This is a genomic window from Hyphomicrobium sp., assembly GCF_019744875.1.
Taxonomy (GTDB): domain Bacteria; phylum Pseudomonadota; class Alphaproteobacteria; order Rhizobiales; family Hyphomicrobiaceae; genus Hyphomicrobium_C.
Genome location: NZ_JAIETU010000002.1, coordinates 314,304 through 332,043, shown reverse-complemented (window position 1 = coordinate 332,043; position 17,740 = coordinate 314,304). Strand labels below are relative to the sequence as shown.

Below are 17,740 nucleotides of genomic sequence, written 5' to 3'. Positions count from 1 at the left end.
CGGAGGGAACCGCCAGCGCGGCGTGGTCGCGCTGGCGGTCTGGTGTCTCGAGCGGCTTGGAGAGGAAGGTTTATCCGGCCGCTCAAGCCAATTGCACTACTCGTTCGAAGCCGTGGTGCGCGGCACCTCGAACACCCAGAACGAACCGCCCTGGCTGACCTGCTTGGTCTGGTCGGCCATGTCGCCACCCCAAAGCGGAACGGCGCCGCCGTAGCCCGAGGAGATGCCGATGTACTGCTTGCCGTCAGCTTCCCAGGTCACAGGCTGCGAAACGACGCCAGAGCCCGTCTGGAACGACCAGAGCTGCTTGCCGTCCTTCGAGTCGAAGGCCTTCACGTAGCCGTCGCTCGTGCCGGTGAGAACGAAGCCGCCCTTGGTGGCGAGCACGCCGCCCCACAGAGGCATTTCTTCCTTGTGTTCCCACACGATCTTGCCGCTTGCCGGGTCCATCGCGCGAAGCACGCCGACGTGCGTGTCGAACTGGCGCTTGATGCGGAAACCCTGTCCGAGGTAGGCGGCACCCTTCTTATAGGTGACGTTCTCGGTCCAGTAGTCTTCCGACCAGTCGTTCGTCGGGATGTAGAACAGCTTGGTGTCCTGGCTGTAGGCCATCGGCATCCAGTTCGTGCCGCCGAGGAAGTTCGGCGTGACCTGAATGACCTTGCCCTTCTGCTCGCCGGCAGCCGGTGCCGGAGGACGCTGTCCTTCGACTTCGTTCGGACGGCCGTTGGCGACATCCCAGCTCTTTGCCCAGGTGATGTCGGGCACCATCGGGTAGATGCCGAGCGCGCCGCCGACCTGCTTCGAGATCTTGCCGTCGCGTGCGGTCAGCTTGTCGAGATCGGTGATGAACAGGTAGCCGTTGCGGTCGGCGTGAGCGCCGGCGCGGACCGTCTTGCCATCCTTCTCCATTTCGAACAGCGTGATCGGGTTGTTGCCCGAATAGTCCCACGCGTCGTTCGGCGTGTGCTGGAAGAAGCCGACCGGCTCGCCGGTCGACGGCTCGATGTAGACCTGGCCCGACGTGTAAAGGCTGTCGTAGGGCTTCCAGTCGCCGTTCGGGCCGGAGCGATAGTGATGGTTCCACGGAGCCGGGTTGCCCGTTCCGATGACGATCGTGTTGGTCTTCTCGTCATAGGTCGCCGTCTGCCACGGAGCGCCGCCGCCGTGATTCCAGGCTTCGACCTTCTTGCCGTCCTTGGCGTTCGGCCACGACGGAGCCTTCGGATCGCCCGTCGGCGTCGAATCCTTGCCGTTCATACGACCGACGTGGCCTTCGACCAGCGGACGCATCCAGATTTCCTTGCCGGTGTCGGGGTCGCGCGCATAGAGGCGGCCGACGACGCCGAACTCGTCACCCGACGAGCCGTGAATGAGAAGAACCTTGCCGGTCTTCTGATCCTTCACGATGGAGGGCGCACCCGTCATCGTGTAGCCGGCGGTGTGGTCTTCGAACTTCTCGCTCCAGACGACCTTGCCGGTCTTCCGGTCGAGAGCGACGATGCCGGCATCGAGCGTGCCCATGTAGAACTTGTCGCCGTAGAGAGCGCCGCCGCGGTTGACGACGTCGCAGCACGGGCGAATGTCGTCGGGCAGGCGGTGCGAGTAGGACCAGATCTTCTTGCCGGTCTTGGCGTCGAGCGCGAAGGCGCGCGAGTAGGACGCCGTGACGTAGATCACGCCATCATGGACAAGGGCCTGGGTTTCCTGGCCGCGCTGCTTTTCATCGCCGAACGAGAACGACCAGACCGGCTTCATCTGGCCGATGTTGGCTGCGTTGATCTGCTCGAGCTCGCTGTAGCGATGGTTGCGAACGCCCATACCCCAGCTCACCACGTCGCCGGGCGTTTTTTCGTCGTTGAGAATGTCTTCCCAGCTCACCGGCTTGGAGCCCGTCTGGGCTTGCGCGGTGAGGGTGCCGCTAAAGGCGGCAATCGCGAGTGTCGATGCGGCCGCAAAAAGCGTCGCGTTGACGCCCCGAAGGGGGTGTCTACGTTGCATGGCGTTTCTCCCAGTTTCATTTTAACGAGGCGAGTTTCGAAATCCGCCCCTGCCCGAGAAATTCAGTTTTTGAAATGTGCGTCTATTCGCCTTTTGGCGAACAATGAGCGTTTCGCGATCTCATGTAGACCAATGGACAATATGGAAATTCCATAAATTCCCAGTAGCGCCCAGACTAGTTCCCGAATACGTCAAGATAATCACGTAAATGCAACGCGTTGGACGATTTGCCACCTTTCGCGGAAAACAAATGGCGTCGTGGTGGGTTGGCCGCATTGGGCGTGAATTCCCATTATTGGCGGGAAGTAATTGCACACGCTATTTCACGTTCGCGTCATGTAAAGAGCCGCCGGGAAGATAAGCCTTGAAGGCCGAGGGGTCGCGGTCAATATCCCGTCAAATTCAGCGCCCGGCATCCCTAGATAAAGTGGTTTGGAGCATCAGAATGCGCACGTTGCTGCGAGTAGTCGTCGCCCTGTCGGCCCCCTTCGTTGCCTCCGCAGCCTTAGCCTCGACGATGGCGTTCGAGGACAACAAATTGAACTTCAAAAGCTGTGACGGGGCCAATGTCACCGCCCGCTGGCGCGGACATGTTTTTTCCCTTTCGGAGCCCGGTAAATCGCTCGGCGACGATCACGCAGCGTTCACGCACCTCGGCTGGGACGGCAAGTGCGAGAAGGCGAGCTGGAACGCGGACGGCGCGAAGTTCACGGTTGAAGCGGACGGCGCAGCCAAGCCCGCCCACGTGGTGCGCTACGTTGCGCCCGACGGCTCGAAGTGGGTCGGCATGCGGGCTGGCGACGGCTTCTTCGTGACCCGGATCGCGCGGGAGAACGAGGAGATCTCACCCGAGCGCGTCAAGAACGTCGCCGACTGGCTGGCGCGCACGAGCAAGGAATACACGCCCGGAGCCGAGCTCGCCGTCCACCTCAAGGCCACGGTCCAGTAGGACGCCGCTGAGGTGCCAAGTGCCATGAGGACAGGATCTGTGGTTTCGCGTCTGGTGGCTTCGTCAGTCGCGCTCGGCGCCATGCTGCTCGGCGTGAGCGTTAAGACCGCGACGGCATTCGCAGAGCCACTGCCGGTGCGCAAGGCAGGGCACTGGCGCATCACCAGCGTCTCCGCCGAGCTTGGCATGACCGAGTTCGACGCGTGCATCGCGCCCGCCGACAGCATTGCGGTTCCCTCGGCTGGCAGCACCTGCGCCGAGCCGGATGTGAAACGCTTCGACGATCAGGTGATTGTCAACGTTGTGTGCCGCTCCAAGCTTGGCGAGGAGCGCATCAGCACGCTCTACACCGGTGATTTCCAGACGTGGTACCGCGGCATTACGAAAATGACGTTCGATCCGCCCGCCAATGGCCAGGCCTCCATGGCCGTCACGGTGGACGCGAAGTACGTCGGCCAGCAATGTCTGCCCCCGTGACCGGAAACGCACCGCCGGAGCGGGCGTGCGGCGCCATCCGGAAAAAATCCCATCTGAATTTGCCGCGACACGCCGCGGCGCAGACCGGCAAGTGAAATTCGATCTCAAACCGAAGAAAAATGGAGAGTTCAGGTGCGGACAGTCGTTGTCGCAATCGCGGTTTTGATGGGCCTCGCAGGTCATGCGCAGGCCGATTGCAAGAGCGAGGTTGACCAGGCCTTCTCCAAGCTGCGGAGCGGGAAGAGCTTCCGCCTCGAGACGCGGATCGTCAACGAGCAGCAGGGCTCGCTGACCATGACGGTCGACTATCTCCTGCCGGACCGCATGCACCAGCGCGTCAGCCTCGGCGATTCACCGCAGAAGATGGAGACCATCGCCGTCGGCGATAAGGTCTGGTCCAACCAGGGCCAGGGCTGGTCCGAGGTGCCCGCGAATTTCGCCGAGGTCATCTCCAAGCAGCTCAAGGAAACCATCGCCGAGCCCGCCAAGAGCAAGATCGACTACGAGTGCCTGGGCGAGACGACGTTCGAAGGCAAACCCTATGTCGCCTACAAGGCGACGCTTCCGTCGGCCGTCGAGGAGCAGGCGAAGGGTGACCAGGCCAAGCCGAAAGACGAGCCGAACGTGCAGACGCTCTACGTCGACAAGGCGACTGGTCTTCCGGCGCGCAACGTCGTGACGAAGGGCGCCAGCGCGACGCGCCTGTTCGACGGCACGTTCTCGACGCCGGCCGATATCGCGATCAAAGCTCCGGGCTGAAACTGGTCTTCGCGTACCAATCGACGCGGCACAAACAAAATGGCCGGGCAGATGCCCGGCCATTTTTTGTTATTCAGGATCGATGTGGGAGGCGCGAGCTATTCCTTGCCGCGCCGGCCGGACGGGCCGGGCAGATGCTGGATCGCAAGGCGCATCAGCTCGGGCAGGCTCCGCGCGCCGAGCTTCGACTTGATCTGCGACGTGGTGTTGGCGACGGTCTTGTAGCTGATGTTGAGTTCGTCGGCGATCACGCCGTACGACTTCCCTTCCGAGATCAGCGACAGCGTCTGCAGTTCGCGCACGGTGAGCGCGTTGAGAGGATTGGCGCTGTGGCGCGTGTCGCTGAATGCGATCTCGGACGCGACCTCGTGGCTGAGATAGGGCTTGCCCTGACGCACGCAATGGAACGCCTTCAGAAACTCCTCAGCCGGCGCGTCCTTGAGAAGATAGCCCGTCGCGCCTGCTTCGAGCGCGCGGCGGATGATCATCGGATCGCTGTGCATGCTGAGCACGAGGATCGGCGTCCGCTTGTCGTGCAGCCGCAGGCGGCGCACGAACGACAGGCCGCCGAGCGTCGCGGTCTTGATTGAAAGATCGACGATGATCACGTGCGGATGATGCGCGCGATATTGGCGATAACCGTCAGCGAGACCGCCGGACTGAAGCGCGCGCGCGATATCCGCCTCTTCGAGAATGCGCGCGCAGCCCTGCAGCACAAACGGATGATCGTCGATGATAAGGACGCGGAGCTGCTCTGCGCCTTGAGTATCTAGTCCCATGGGAAGTCTATCCTGAAGTGTTAGCGCCGTGGTCCATAGTGGGTTTTGAGAGCGGCAAGCGCGTCCTGCCGCTCGACGCGCGCAACGCGAAGATTGAAGTAGTGCTGGCTGATTGCGCCGAAGCCTTCCGTTTGGTTGACCTCTCCGGCAATGCTCGTGAGATCGTCCAGAATTTCGATGGGGCTCTCGACGATGCCGAGCGGCGCGAGCATGTCGGAAAGCTGCGAGGCGCGATTGGCGATCATGCGCTCGCCTTCACGATATCGCTCGTTTGCAGCGGCGAGCCGGTCTGCAACGGTGATTACGTCGGCGTCGTCGGCCGGCTTCAACGTATTGTCGCGCTTGCTGACGAGCCACTGGGCCGGGCTCAAGGGGCTCGAAACCTCGAGCCACTTGACCGTGTAGGCAGGTTCGCCGCTCGCAGGCGCTTTCGCATGCTCGGTCGTCGCTTCGTCGCCGCACCCGCCGATTGTAATCGTGCCGATCAGAATGGCTGCGATCACGGACGAAGTCCGCACCGGCGCGCCGATCAGTTTCTGATGTCGAGAGCAAGGCACGCTGGTCGAAGCCTCTTCAAGAATGCGTCCGCCGACGCATGCGCTGCGTCGTGTTCGCCTTGAAACACCACAAGCTTGCTCCCGAGCGCAATCACAAAAACGTTACACAGTTACATGCGAGCCGTGAACCGGCACTAGCCCGGCGGGTTTGCAGTTGTTTCCCGCTGATGTCTGCCAGTCGGACTAGAGACCGATACGAAAGTCGCAGTCTAGCGTGAGCCCACGGAACGAGATGCAATGTCGCAGCGGATAGCTAAGTCCTCTGCGTGCCGAGCGGATCGAAACGTGCTCGCGATGTCCGAGAATTGGTCAGTGGCCATCGCGAATTTGAACAGTGGCAGGCCGCGCCAGCGCCGGGTGGTTTTTCCCTCCGGAGCGCAACGCGGGAACTGCCGCGACCTTGGGATGGATAACGCGAGGTTTAGGGAATGATGAAGCACCTGGGTACGGGGCTGCTGGCAGGCGCGTCTTGCGTCGCGCTGACGGTCGCCATGCAAGTGGGTTCGGCTTCGGTTTCGTTCGCCAACGACAAGCTCAATGAGCTTTCGAAGAGCAACGAAAACTGGGTCATGCCGGGCAAGAACTACAGCTCTCAGAACTACAGCCCCAACACGCAGATCAGCACCGAGAACGTTAAGCAGCTCCGCGCTGCCTGGTCGTTCTCGACGGGTCTGCTGCACGGGCACGAGGGAACGCCGCTCGTTGTCAACAACGTGATGTACGTTCACACCTCGTTTCCGAACAACACGTTCGCTCTCGACCTGAACGACCCGGGCCACATCCTGTGGCAGCACAAGCCGAAGCAGGACCCGGCCGCACGCTCGGTCGCTTGCTGCGACCTCGTGAACCGCGGTCTGGCTTACTGGCCGGGCGACGGCAAGACGCCTGCGCTGATCATCAAGACCCAGCTCGACGCTCACCTTGTGGCCCTCAACGCCGAGACCGGCGAAGAGTACTGGAAGGTTGAGAACGGCGACATCAAGGTCGGCCAGACGCTGACTCAGGCTCCTTACGTCATCAAGGATCTGGCTCTCGTCGGCTCCTCGGGTGCAGAGCTCGGTGTTCGCGGTTACACGACCGCCTACAACGTCAAGACGGGCGAGCAGGTCTGGCGCGTTTACGCGACCGGTCCGGACAACGAAGTGGGCCTCGCAGCCGACTTCAACAGCGCCAACCCGCACTACGGCCAGAAGGGCCTCGGCACTGGCACCTGGGAAGGCGACGCCTGGAAGATCGGCGGCGGCACGAACTGGGGCTGGTACGCCTACGACCCCGAGACCAACCTCTTCCACTACGGCTCGGGCAACCCGGCGCCGTGGAACGAGACCATGCGTCCGGGCGACAACAAGTGGACGATGACCATCTGGGGCCGCGATGCGGACACCGGACAGGCCAAGTTCGGCTATCAGAAGACCCCGCACGACGAGTGGGACTACGCAGGCGTCAACGTCATGATCCTGTCGGAACAGACCGACAAGGCTGGCAAGAAGCGTAAGCTTCTGACCCATCCGGATCGTAACGGCATCGTCTACACCCTCGACCGTGAAAACGGCGACCTGGTCTCGGCTAACAAGCTCGACGACACGGTCAACTGGGTAAAGCAGGTCGACCTGAAGTCGGGTCTGCCGGTTCGCGATCCTGAGTACGGCACGCGCATGGACCATAAGGGCAAGGAAATCTGCCCGTCGGCCATGGGCTACCACAACCAGGGCCACGACAGCTACGATCCCACGAAGGAACTCTTCTTCATGGGCATCAACCACATCTGCATGGATTGGGAGCCCTTCATGCTTCCCTATCGTGCCGGCCAGTTCTTCGTCGGCGCAACGCTGTGGATGTACCCGGGCCCGAAGGGCGATCGCCAGAACTACCTCGGCCTCGGTCAGATCAAGGCCTACAACGCGATCTCCGGCGAGTACAAGTGGGAAAAGATGGAGCGCTTCTCTGTCTGGGGCGGCACGCTGTCGACCGCAGGCAACCTGGTGTTCTACGGAACGCTGGATGGCTTCATCAAGGCTCGCAACTCTGACACCGGTGAGCTGCTCTGGAAGTACAAGCTTCCCTCGGGCGTGATCGGTCACCCGATGACGTATGAGCACAAGGGCACCCAGTACGTCGCCATCATGTACGGCGTCGGTGGCTGGCCGGGCGTTGGCCTCGTGTTCGACCTCCAGGATCCGACGGCCGGTCTCGGTGCGGTTGGCGCCTTCAAGAACCTGCAGAACTACACGCAGATGGGTGGTGGCCTCCAGGTGTTCTCGCTCGATGGCAAGAACCCCTACTCGGAAGACATCAACGTCGGTGAGTTCGACAGCAAGGGCTGATCCAGCCTGAACTAACGGTCGCCGCAGTGCCGAACCTCAATGAGGCACTGCGGCGGCTCTTCACGACCTAGCTAAAAGCCGCACAACCGCGAGAGACGCATCTGAAGCGTCCGGGATGGAGTGTGCGCCGAGCCAAGCCGCAAAGCCCGGGCCCGTGTCCGGAAGCAAAACAGACGGCAGGCCCGAAACCACAAGAGGAAACCCAAGGGTAGAGACTATGAAGCGTTTTGCCTCCTTCAGCTTCGCGTTTATGAAATTCGGCCTTGCCGCGCCGGCTCTCGCAGCCGGCTTGATGGCGGCCCCGGTGCTTGCCGCCGACGATGACGTCGAAAACCCGAATGCTCTGCGCATCTGCGCCGCCGCCGATGAGCTCCCCTATTCGAACCGCGACGGCTCTGGCTTCGAGAACAAGATCGCAATTGCGCTGGCGGAAGCCATGGGCCGCAGCCCGATGTTCGTCTACTTGAACAAGCCTGCGATCTACCTCGTGCGCGATCTTTTGGACGTGAAGCGCTGCGACGTTGTCATGGGCCTCGACACCGGCGACGATCGCGTCCTGACGACCAAGCCGTACTACCGCGCGCCCTACGTGTTCATCCAGCGCAAGGACACTAAGCTCGACATCAAGGACTGGTCGAGCCCGGACCTCGCCAAGGCGTCCAAGATCGGCTTCACGCCGGGATCGCCTGCCCAGATCATGCTCGAGAAGATCGGCCTCTTCCGCGAGCACTTCAACTACATGCACTCGCTGACCAACTTCCAGGACAAGCGCAACAAGTTCACGCGCATTCCGCCCCAGCGGATGGTCAACGAGGTCGCCGACGGCACGGCTGACGTCGCGATCAATTTTGCACCCGAAGTGGCCCGCTACGCGAAGGCCTCCGACAAGATCATGCTCACCGTCATCCCCGACAACAACACCCGCAGCGACGGCGAGAAGGTTCCGCACCATTTCGACCAGTCTGCCGGCGTCCGCAAGGATGACAAGGCTCTTCTCGCCGCGCTCGAAGCAGCGCTCGAGAAAGCAAAGCCGAAGATCGAGGAAATCCTGAAGGACGAGGGCATCCCGCTCGTCGGAGGATTGCCGCGCTCGTAAGACGCGGCTGAACAGATCAAGCGTTAAAGAATGGATGGCGATTACACGATGAAGAGCAAGGCACTTGTTGTGATGGCGGCGGTCGCCGCGATGATTACCGGAACGGCCGTGGCGGCGGAAACTTTCCGCAACACGATTACGGGTGACGATCTCAAGGTGCCGGAATCTTCCAATCCGGAAGGGCGCGATACGGCAGCGGTCAAGCACTTCCTCGAAAGCGGTGTCAACCTCTACACCGAGGTCAAGGCATGCCTGCCGAAGGGTGAAGAAGTCTACCTGACGTCGTGCTCGGGCTGTCATGGCCACGTGGGCGAAGGCAAGGTTGGCCCGGGTCTCGCCGACAACTATTGGACCTACCCGAAGAACAAGACGGACAAAGGTCTCTTCGAGACGATCTACGGCGGCGCGCAAGGCATGATGGGCCCGCACAGCGATCTGACGCTCGATGAGCTTCTGAAGTTGATGGCTTGGATCCGCCACATCTACTCAGGCGATGTCGCGGATGCCGATTGGCTGACCGAAGAGCAGAAGAAGACGTTCAAGCCATACAAGCCCGAAGAACACGCGTCCGCGGACGGCAGCGCCAAAGCCGCCGACGGGGATGAGTGCAAGGTATCCGCAAACTAGTCGGCAAGGCGCCCTGTAAAAGGCGCTCCCGACAGCATGTGGGTGTCAAGGCGGATGAAACCGCTCGAAGTGGAAGACGATTTGGAGGAACGACCCATGACGATCAAGTCTATTGTCACCGTTGCAGCAGGAGCGCTTGTGCTCGCGATCGGAGCCGGTGCAGCCGGCGCCTACGACGGCACCAAGTGCAAGGCCCCCGGCAACTGCTGGGAAGCCAAGCCTGGCTATCCCGATAAGGTGGCCGGCTCGAAGTACGATCCGAAGCACAACCCGGCTGAGCTCGCCAAGCAGCAGGCTGCTCTTGACGGCCAGGACGCACGCAACAAGAAGCGCGCTGAGCACTTCAAGAAGACCGGCAAGTGGGTTTACGACGTATCGAAGCTCTAGAAGCTTCGGCGTTCTAGTCTCCTCGGCTGCGGTGCCACGCTTGCAAAGTGCTCTGCTTCCTCTCCGAGGGTTCTTGGGGTGCGGCTTCGGCCGCACCTCCTTTTGAATGGGCGACGGGTCGGCTCCGCGCGCCGCGAGGTCAAAGATGGCGCTCGACAGAAGGGAAAGCGGCGAAGTGGCCGAACGCATAGACTTGCGCGAATGGCGCGAGCGCGCCCAGAAGTTCGAAACGGAAGTGTCCAAGGCCGTCGTCGGCCAGCAGCGCGTCATTCGCCTGCTTACGATTGCGCTTTTCGCACGTGGACACGTGCTTCTCGAAGGTGACGTCGGCGTCGGTAAGACGACGCTGTTGCGCGCCGCCGCGCGGTGCGTGGGCGGGGCCTACGAGCGCATCGAGGGCACCATCGACCTGATGCCCGGCGATTTCATCTACCACACGTACCTCGCCGAAGATGGCCGACCGCGCGTCGAGGAGGGGCCCGTGCTGCGTGCGGGCGAAGACCTCGCAATCTTCTTCTTCAACGAGATCAACCGCGCCCGCCCCCAGGTGCATTCATTGCTCCTGCGCATCATGGCCGAGCGCAGCGTCTCCGCATTCAATCGCGAGTTCCACTTTCCGCATCTCGTCGTCTTCGCAGACCGCAACCGCGTCGAGCGCGAAGAAACGTTCGAATTGCCGGCCGCCGCGCGCGACCGCTTCTTGATGGAAATCGCCATCGGGCTTCCGTCGGACGACGCCACGCGGCGCGCCCTCGCGTTCGATACGCGTTACCACGATGGCGACCGGCTGATCGGGCAGCTCGAGCAAGGCATCCTCAAGCACGATCTGCTGAACGATGTCGGACGGGCCATTCAGAACGAGACAAAGACTAGCGACGTGCTGGAGCGCTACGTGCTCTCCCTCTGGGAGGCCGTCCGCAACCCGAAGGCAGCCGGCATCGACATCGATGGTGTCGACACCGCGCGTCTCGTCGCGGCAGGCGCCAGCCCTCGCGGCCTGAGCTATCTCGTGCGCGCGGCCCGCGTCGCCGCCTGGCTCGACGGCCGCTCGGCAGCGCTGCCCGAGGATGTGCGCGATGTCTTCTTCGAGACCATGGCGCACCGCATCTTCTTCGAACCGGCTTATGAGTTGCGGCGCGAAACCATCGTGCGCGAGCTGATCGGCGCGCTGTTCGATCGGATACCGGTGCCATGACGGCCACTGAGATGGCGTCGAACAACGCGCTCTCGGACGTCCCCTATCGCATCATCTGGCGCAGCCGCGCGCTGCGGCAGGGAGCCCATCGCAGCACGCACGCGGGCTCGGGGGGCGTCTTCCGCGATCTCGCCAGCCTGCTCGAATACCGCGACCCGCGCCGTATCGATCTGCGCCAGACGATGCGCGATCCGTTCGGCGCCCTGCACGTGCGCCGCTTCGAGGAGAGAAGCCAGATCGGCGTCACGATGCTGCTGGATGTCTCGGGCTCGATGGGGTTTTCGGGCGCGGCCCGCAAGATGGCCATCGCGGCCGATCTTGCGCAGGTCTTTTCAGCGTCCGCACGCCGGGCAGGGGACACCTTCGCCCTCTTCAGCGCCGACGAGACGATCCGCGAGGAGCTGTGCGTCGCGCCGCAGCGTTCCCGCGCTGGCGAGCCGCAGATGGTCGACGCCATCCGCACCTATGTTCCCCTGCGCCGGGGCGCATCCGGGCTTGTCGACGCCGCGCGCCGCGTGGGCCGCAAGCGCAACCTCGTGATCGTCGTGTCGGACTTTCTGCTCCCCGAGAAGCAGATCGAAGCGGTGTTCGAAGAGCTGAGCACGCACGATGTCGTGCCCATCCGGATCTCGGACTCGCGCGAAAATGCGGAGCTGCCGTCGTGGGGGCTCCTGGAGCTTTCCGATCTCGAAACTGGCCGGCGCCGTCTCGTCGCCATGAGGCCCTCACTCCGGGCCGAGTGGCAAAGGAGGATCGAGGCGCGCCGGTCCTTTTTTCGCTCGCTTGCCGCACGCTACGGCCGTGAGCCGTTTGAGATTACCGATCACATAGCCTGGGATCGCCTCGGCGCCCATCTCGCAGCGGGGGCGTGAGCGATGGTGCGCGCGCTTCTCGCGGCTCTCATTCTCGGCGCGTTCGCCCAGCACGCAGCGGCCGAGGTGCGCTCCGTGCGCATGATCGAACCGCGCCCATTCGGCTACTTCCTGGGCGACACGCTGCAACGCACGGTCGAGATCGAAACCGGCCTGGAGGATGAGATCGTCCCGGCTTCGCTGCCGCGCGTGGGCCCGTCGAACTACTGGCTGGAGCTGCGCGGCATCGAGCAGCACGCCGTGCGCCGGGGCGACGCGCGCGTCCACATCCTGAAGCTCACCTATCAGATGTTCTATGCGCCGATCGACCCGCGCAAGCAGACGATCCCGGCGGCCGAGATCGCGGTGCGCGGCGCGGGCGGAGCCGCGACGGCCACCATTCCGGCGTTCACGTTTCTCATGTCGCCCCTGCGCGAGATCTTCCCCGAAAAGAGCGGCGAGACGGCCGAGACATTTCTGCGGCCGGATTACCCCAACGGCCTGCGGCGCTCTGGAGCTACGCGCACGTTTGCGCTGATCATGGCGGCGCTCTCTCTGGGGCTGCTCGCGCTGTTGGCGCGCGAGCTAGCCTGGTGGCCGTTCCACCGCCGCCCCGCGCGGCCCTTTTCCCGCGCCACACGCGAGATCGGCCGCGCCCTGGCGCAAGGCGGTTCCGAGGGCTATCGCGCCGCGCTTCTCGCCCTGCATCGCGCCTTCGATGCGGCCGCCGGCCGCCGGCTTATGGCCGCCGACGTCGATGCGTTTCTGGGCACGCATCCCGAGCATGGCGACGCGCGCATGGCAGTCGACCGTTTTTTCCGAGCCTCCCACGCGGTCTTTTTCGGCGAAGGGCGGAGAAGCAATCCTGACACGTTCGGAGCGGTCGAGCTCAAGGAGCTTGCGGCCAATCTGGCACGACAGGAGCGCGCCAGCCGATGAACCTCGCGGTCTCCAGCCCGGCCCTGCTTCTGCTGCTGCCTCTCGCGCTGCTTCCGCTCTTCCGGTCCGCGCAGCGCCCGCAGAGCGCGTCATCGCTCGACGGCATCGAATCCGATCCGCTTTCGGTCGCCATCGACTGGACGCTGCGCATTGCCGGTGCGGTCGCCATCACGGCGCTCATCCTCGGCATCGCCGGCCTCCACCGCCTGGGCCGCACTATCGAGAAGACAGGCGAGGGCGCGCACATCGTGCTCCTGATTGACCGCTCGTCGAGCATGGACAACACGTTCGCCGGGCGCGCGCCCGAGGGGGGAGAAGAAAGCAAATCGGCCGCCGCGCGGCGTCTGCTGAAAGACTTCATCGCCCACCGCGATCATGACCTCGTCGGCGTCGCCGCCTTCTCGACATCGCCGATGCACGTCCTGCCGATGACGGAGCACAAGGCAGCCGCCATGGCCGCCATCGACGCCATCGACCGCCCGGGCCTTGCCTTCACCAACGTCGGGCGCGGTCTGGCCTTGTCGCTCGACATGCAGGAGGCGGACACGTCGCCCGCGTCTCGCGTCATCGTGCTGGTGTCGGACGGCGCGGCCGTCATCGACCGCAAGGTGCAGGAGACGCTGCGCGCGGCCTTCGCCCGCCGCCCGATCAATCTCTATTGGCTGTTTCTGCGCACCGCCGGCACGCCCGGCATCTCCACCGTTCCCGCCCCCGGCGAGGACGACACGCCGCAAGCCATGCCGGAGCGCCATCTCGACAAGTTCTTCAAGTCGCTCAACATCAGCTACCGCGCGTTCGAAGCGGAGAATCCGGAAGCCGTCAGCGGCGCCATCGCCGAGATCGGCAAGCTTGAGCGCAGCCCCATCACCTATTTCGAGCGCATCCCGCTCGAGGACATGAAGGCGCACGCCTTTGCCGTCGCCATCGCGGCGCTGATCGTGCTGCTCGCGGCGAAGTTGGCCGAGGTCCGCCTCGTGCCGGTCGCGGAGGGAGCATGATGGAACGTTCGCAATCCGCGTTCATAGCGCAAGCCCGAGCGGCGCTCGTGGCGGCCTGGCGCAAGGTGCGCTTGCCGGCGCTCGTCGTGGCGCTGGCGGCGTCGGTCGCCGCGCTCGCGGCGCTCACTTGGCAAATTCTCGAGGTTCGCCGCGACAACGCAACCATCGCGGCCCTCAAGGCGGGCGAGGACATTCCGGTCGATCTGCGCAAGGCGTCCGACGAGGTTCTGTTCGCCCGCTCGGAATTCCTGATTGCGCGCGACCGGCGCGAGGAAGCGCAGGCCCTGCTCGATGCGTCTTCGTCCATGGACGATCCGAAGCTGCGCGCGCGCCTGCTGGCCAACCACGCCAACGCGCGCATCCGCTCGGCCATCGCCTTCGTCGAGCGCGGCGATCAGGACAAGGCCATTCCGATGACCCGGCTCGCGAAGGACGAATACCGCCTGGCGCTGCGCCTGGATCCGGAAGCGTGGGATATCAAATACAACTTTGACGTCGCCATGCGCATCGTCCGCGATTTCCCAGGCTACGACCAGGAAGGCGAAGACATTCCGCCCGACGCGCCAAAGCGCCTTTGGACCGATCTTCCCGGCGTGCCGAAGGGACTTCCCTGATGCGGCTTCCGTTGGACGATGCCCGGTTCTGGGCGCTCCTCGCGGCGCTGCTGCTCACGTGCCTCGCGATGGCGCTGCCGCGCGTCACGCTCACGCGCAATGTCTACGACCTCGTCGCCATCGTCGACGTGACGGGCAGCATGAACACGCGCGACATGACGGACGCCGGCCAGCCCGAAAGCAGGCTCGACGCATCGAAGGCGGCGCTTGAGCGCCTGCTCGCCCAACTGCCGTGTCAGTCGCGCCTGGGGCTCGGCATCTTCACCGAGCGCCGCAGCTTCCTGCTCTTCAATCCGGTCGAGGTTTGCGACAACTTCGCCCCGATCGAAACCGCCATCCAAAACCTCGATTGGCGCATGGCGTGGGAAGGCGACAGCATGGTCACCAAGGGCGTCTACCACGCCATGACGATCGCCGAGGATCTGAAGGCCGACCTTCTGTTCCTGACGGACGGCCACGAGGCCCCACCCGAACCGCGCGGCGTGCCGTTGCCGGAGTTCGAAGGCACGCTCGGCAAGGTCAAGGGCGTCGTGATCGGCGTGGGCGGCAAGGACAAGGTGCCGATGCCCAAGTACGACGACGACGGCAACGAGATCGGCAGCTACGGCCCCATGGACGTGCCGCAGGAAAATCATTCCGGCCCCCCGCCGCCTGACGCACATCTCCGCCCCGGCTACCACCCGAAGTGGGCGCCGTTCGGATCGGATGCACCGCAGGGCGACGAGCATCTCTCGTCCGTGAGAAGCGAACACCTCGCTGCCATCGGGGCGAAAACGGGCCTGGCCCACGTCGATCTCATCGACAATCCGAACCTTCTCGAAACCATCGCCGGCAACGCGCGCTCCCGACCGGTTGAGGTCGCAGTCGACGTGCGCCCGGTGCCCGCGGCACTCGCGCTCGCGTTGCTGGTTGCTCTTTACGCCGCGCCGGCCTTCCTGCGCGGCACTCCATCGAAACTCTAGAAAAGTGAGGTCACGAATGTCGAAGTTCGCACACGTAATGGGAGCATTGGCTCTCTGGATCGGCGCCGCTGCACCGGCTCTCGCCCACGGGCCGACGCCGCAGAAGGCCGAGGAGAAGATCACGATCGCAGCACCGCCCGCGAAGGTGTGGGCTGCCCTCAAGGAGTTCGGCGACGTGAGCTGGAACTCCGGCATCAAGAAAGCGGAAGCAAGCGGCGGCAACGGCAGCGGCGCCACGCGCACGATCACGCTGGAAACCGGCAACCTTGTCGAAGGTCTCGACGAGTACAGCGACAAGGACATGTCGTACGGCTACCGCTTGTCGACGGAAAACCTTGAGGCCCTGCCGGTCAGCTTCTACTCCGCCACCATTGCCGTCACCCCGGCAGGCGAAGGGAGCGAGGTAACATGGACCGGCCGCTTCTATCGTGGCGACACCAGCAACTTCCCGCCGGATAACCTGAACGACGAAAGCGCCGTGAAGGCCATGACCGGCTTCATGCGCGCAGGCCTCGAGTCGCTCAAGGCCAAGGTCGAAGGCAAGAGCTGACGCCGATGAGCATGCGCTGCCTCCGGTCACTGGCGGTTTTTGCAATGGTGCTGGCGCTGGGTCTGATGGACCGCGGCGCCAGCGCAGCAGCCGCGGAACGCATCTACGTTCTCAGCCAGACTGGCGCCACGCTGAGCGAGATCGAGGACGGCGCAGAGGCCACGTCCGGTGCGATCGCCCTGGACAAGGCGCCAGCGGCGCTGGCCATTGCGCCGGACGGGAGCCGTGCCTATGTCACGCATCCCGATCTCGGCGCGGTGTCGATCGTCGATCTCGCCAAGAAGAGCGTCTTGCGGACGCTCAAGGTCGGCGGCTCGCCGTTCGGCGTGGCCATCGCCCGCGACGGACGCCTGTTCGTCGCCGACTGGAACGGCTCGCATGTCTCCGTGCTGGACGCAGACGGCAACGAGCCCGCAAAGACGGTTGAGGTGGGGCGCGCGCCAGCGCACCTCCTTCTCTCGCCCGACGAGAAACTGCTGTTTGTCGCCAACCGCGAAAGCGACAGCGTCAGCGTCATCCGCACGGACGATCTGACGGCTGCGGCGACGGTTCCCGTGGGCCACGCGCCGTTCGCGATCGCCCTCTCGCCCGACGCCCGCAGCCTGTACGTGGGGAATGTCCAAGGCGGCACGGTCTCTCGGATCGACACGACGACGTTCAAAGTCGCCGACGTGATGCAAAGCGGCGCGATGCCCTATGGCGCGGCTGTCGTGGGTGACGGGTCGCGCGTCCTCGTCACGAACCAGCAGTCAGGCACCATCGCCGTATTGGGAGCGGCCGGTGCGCCACCCGCACACGTCAAGGTCGGCTCTTACCCTGAAGGCATCGTCATCGTCGCGGGGGGCGCCCGCTGCTACGTCGCGAACTGGTTTTCCGACACCGTTTCCGTGGTCGATCTTGCGAGCCTGAAAGAGATCCGCCGCATCAAGGTGCCCGGCGGTCCGCGCGGACTTGCCGTGCTGCATGAGACCCCCGAGCGTCCCTCACCGTAACCCCCGAAAAGGATCCCAGGATGCAAGCGAGCAGCGTGACCCGGGCTATTCTGACGGTGCTTCTGATGGTCGGCGTGGCGGCGGATGCCAGCGCCGGAAAGTACTGCGGCGATCCCGTCGAGAGCGGGCTGTCGTCGGAAGCGACGCAGGAAAAGGCCATGGTCGCCGCCCAGGAGTGGTGGTCATCACGGGCCGGTGCGCTCGGCCGGGGTTACGAGAGCTGGGACAACTCGGAAGACCGCGCGCTCGAATGCAGCAAGGACGACCGCAACATGTTCCGCTGCAAAGCCTCCGGCCGGCCCTGCCTGCCGGACGGGACGCTGCCGGACAACGTGCCGAAGATCGACATGTAGGCGTCTCGCGCGCGCTCAAGACGCCCGCCCGGGACTGGGACCGGCTACGGGATTGGGAAACCTGGCAATCCATATCGGGATGTAATCCCGTGGTGGGCCGTCAGGGTGATACCCTATGGTCCGAGGGCTTGCAGCGAGCCGGGCGTCGAGTGAGCGGTCTCCTCCTTATGTTTTCTCGACGCCCGGCCCTTTTTTTTCGCTGAGCCTTTTTGCAAAGCGTGTGACGCTCGCCGGGTATGGCGGCTGGAGTGTCGGTAGCCCCCCGGGATGTTCGGTTGCGGGATTTGATCGGCTCGAAAAAAGCTCTAGTCTTGCCGTCTTTGGCCGAGC

Annotated in this window: 19 protein-coding genes; 16 read left to right on the top strand and 3 right to left on the bottom strand. The window is 63.9% G+C overall.

The features are described 5' to 3' along the window. Positions 1–96: 96 nt before the first annotated feature. Positions 97–2,001 (bottom strand): methanol/ethanol family PQQ-dependent dehydrogenase, encoded by a 1,905-nt coding sequence (locus tag K2Y42_RS01670; protein WP_291147741.1) that lies wholly within the window; start codon positions 1,999–2,001, stop codon positions 97–99. Positions 2,002–2,446: 445 nt separating this feature from the next. Between K2Y42_RS01670 and K2Y42_RS01665 the strand changes: the two genes are divergently transcribed. The 3 genes from K2Y42_RS01665 (at position 2,447) to K2Y42_RS01655 (ending at position 4,186) form a co-directional block, all read left to right on the top strand. After that, complete coding sequence (locus tag K2Y42_RS01665; protein WP_291147739.1) at positions 2,447–2,950, top strand: hypothetical protein; 504 nt, start codon at positions 2,447–2,449, stop codon at positions 2,948–2,950. Positions 2,951–2,974: 24 nt separating this feature from the next. Further along, positions 2,975–3,427 carry a DUF3617 family protein gene (locus tag K2Y42_RS01660; RefSeq protein ID WP_291147738.1) on the top strand — a complete coding sequence of 151 codons (453 nt, stop codon included), beginning with the start codon at positions 2,975–2,977 and terminating at the stop codon, positions 3,425–3,427. A gap of 132 nt (positions 3,428–3,559) precedes the next feature. Then, positions 3,560–4,186 carry a hypothetical protein gene (locus tag K2Y42_RS01655; protein WP_291147737.1) on the top strand — a complete coding sequence of 209 codons (627 nt, stop codon included), beginning with the start codon at positions 3,560–3,562 and terminating at the stop codon, positions 4,184–4,186. Between the two features lie 98 nt (positions 4,187–4,284). Here the strand turns inward: K2Y42_RS01655 and K2Y42_RS01650 are convergent, their stop codons facing one another. Both K2Y42_RS01650 and K2Y42_RS01645 read right to left on the bottom strand, forming a co-directional pair. Next, positions 4,285–4,965 (bottom strand): response regulator transcription factor, encoded by a 681-nt coding sequence (locus K2Y42_RS01650; protein WP_291147736.1) that lies wholly within the window; start codon positions 4,963–4,965, stop codon positions 4,285–4,287. Between the two features lie 20 nt (positions 4,966–4,985). Continuing rightward, on the bottom strand, positions 4,986–5,468 hold the full coding sequence (locus K2Y42_RS01645) for a hypothetical protein (protein ID WP_291147734.1): 483 nt from the start codon (positions 5,466–5,468) through the stop codon (positions 4,986–4,988). Between the two features lie 545 nt (positions 5,469–6,013). On the opposite strand from K2Y42_RS01645, the gene K2Y42_RS01640 reads away from it, so the two are divergent. From K2Y42_RS01640 to K2Y42_RS01580, 13 genes are all read left to right on the top strand, one after another. Beyond that, positions 6,014–7,846 carry a methanol/ethanol family PQQ-dependent dehydrogenase gene (locus K2Y42_RS01640; RefSeq protein WP_291150135.1) on the top strand — a complete coding sequence of 611 codons (1,833 nt, stop codon included), beginning with the start codon at positions 6,014–6,016 and terminating at the stop codon, positions 7,844–7,846. 217 nt (positions 7,847–8,063) lie between these two features. Continuing rightward, positions 8,064–8,942: a methanol oxidation system protein MoxJ gene (moxJ, locus tag K2Y42_RS01635; RefSeq protein ID WP_296205406.1), complete on the top strand. Its 879-nt coding sequence runs from the start codon at positions 8,064–8,066 to the stop codon at positions 8,940–8,942. Between the two features lie 48 nt (positions 8,943–8,990). Continuing rightward, on the top strand, positions 8,991–9,569 hold the full coding sequence (moxG, locus tag K2Y42_RS01630) for a cytochrome c(L), periplasmic (protein WP_291147732.1): 579 nt from the start codon (positions 8,991–8,993) through the stop codon (positions 9,567–9,569). 96 nt (positions 9,570–9,665) lie between these two features. Further along, positions 9,666–9,956: a methanol dehydrogenase gene (locus K2Y42_RS01625; RefSeq protein WP_291147730.1), complete on the top strand. Its 291-nt coding sequence runs from the start codon at positions 9,666–9,668 to the stop codon at positions 9,954–9,956. A 145-nt stretch (positions 9,957–10,101) separates the two neighbouring features. Then, positions 10,102–11,151 (top strand): MoxR family ATPase, encoded by a 1,050-nt coding sequence (locus tag K2Y42_RS01620; protein ID WP_291147728.1) that lies wholly within the window; start codon positions 10,102–10,104, stop codon positions 11,149–11,151. Continuing rightward, entirely contained in the window at positions 11,148–12,023 is an 876-nt protein-coding gene (locus tag K2Y42_RS01615) for a hypothetical protein (RefSeq protein WP_291147726.1), read from the top strand. Before K2Y42_RS01620 ends, K2Y42_RS01615 begins: the two co-directional genes overlap by 4 nt. 3 nt (positions 12,024–12,026) lie before the next feature. Further along, on the top strand, positions 12,027–12,941 hold the full coding sequence (locus K2Y42_RS01610; protein WP_291147724.1) for a nonribosomal peptide synthetase MxaA: 915 nt from the start codon (positions 12,027–12,029) through the stop codon (positions 12,939–12,941). Then, on the top strand, positions 12,938–13,939 hold the full coding sequence (locus tag K2Y42_RS01605; protein WP_291147722.1) for a vWA domain-containing protein: 1,002 nt from the start codon (positions 12,938–12,940) through the stop codon (positions 13,937–13,939). The genes K2Y42_RS01610 and K2Y42_RS01605 overlap by 4 nt, the downstream gene beginning before the upstream one ends. Next, positions 13,936–14,553: a hypothetical protein gene (locus tag K2Y42_RS01600; RefSeq protein WP_291147721.1), complete on the top strand. Its 618-nt coding sequence runs from the start codon at positions 13,936–13,938 to the stop codon at positions 14,551–14,553. The genes K2Y42_RS01605 and K2Y42_RS01600 overlap by 4 nt, the downstream gene beginning before the upstream one ends. Then, positions 14,553–15,515 (top strand): vWA domain-containing protein, encoded by a 963-nt coding sequence (locus K2Y42_RS01595; RefSeq protein ID WP_291147719.1) that lies wholly within the window; start codon positions 14,553–14,555, stop codon positions 15,513–15,515. Before K2Y42_RS01600 ends, K2Y42_RS01595 begins: the two co-directional genes overlap by 1 nt. A gap of 16 nt (positions 15,516–15,531) precedes the next feature. Then, entirely contained in the window at positions 15,532–16,065 is a 534-nt protein-coding gene (locus tag K2Y42_RS01590) for an SRPBCC family protein (protein WP_291147718.1), read from the top strand. A 5-nt stretch (positions 16,066–16,070) separates the two neighbouring features. After that, positions 16,071–17,057, top strand: coding sequence for a YncE family protein (locus tag K2Y42_RS01585; protein ID WP_291147716.1), 987 nt, complete (start codon positions 16,071–16,073; stop codon positions 17,055–17,057). A 35-nt stretch (positions 17,058–17,092) separates the two neighbouring features. After that, positions 17,093–17,410 (top strand): hypothetical protein, encoded by a 318-nt coding sequence (locus tag K2Y42_RS01580; protein ID WP_291147715.1) that lies wholly within the window; start codon positions 17,093–17,095, stop codon positions 17,408–17,410. Positions 17,411–17,740: the final 330 nt, after the last annotated feature.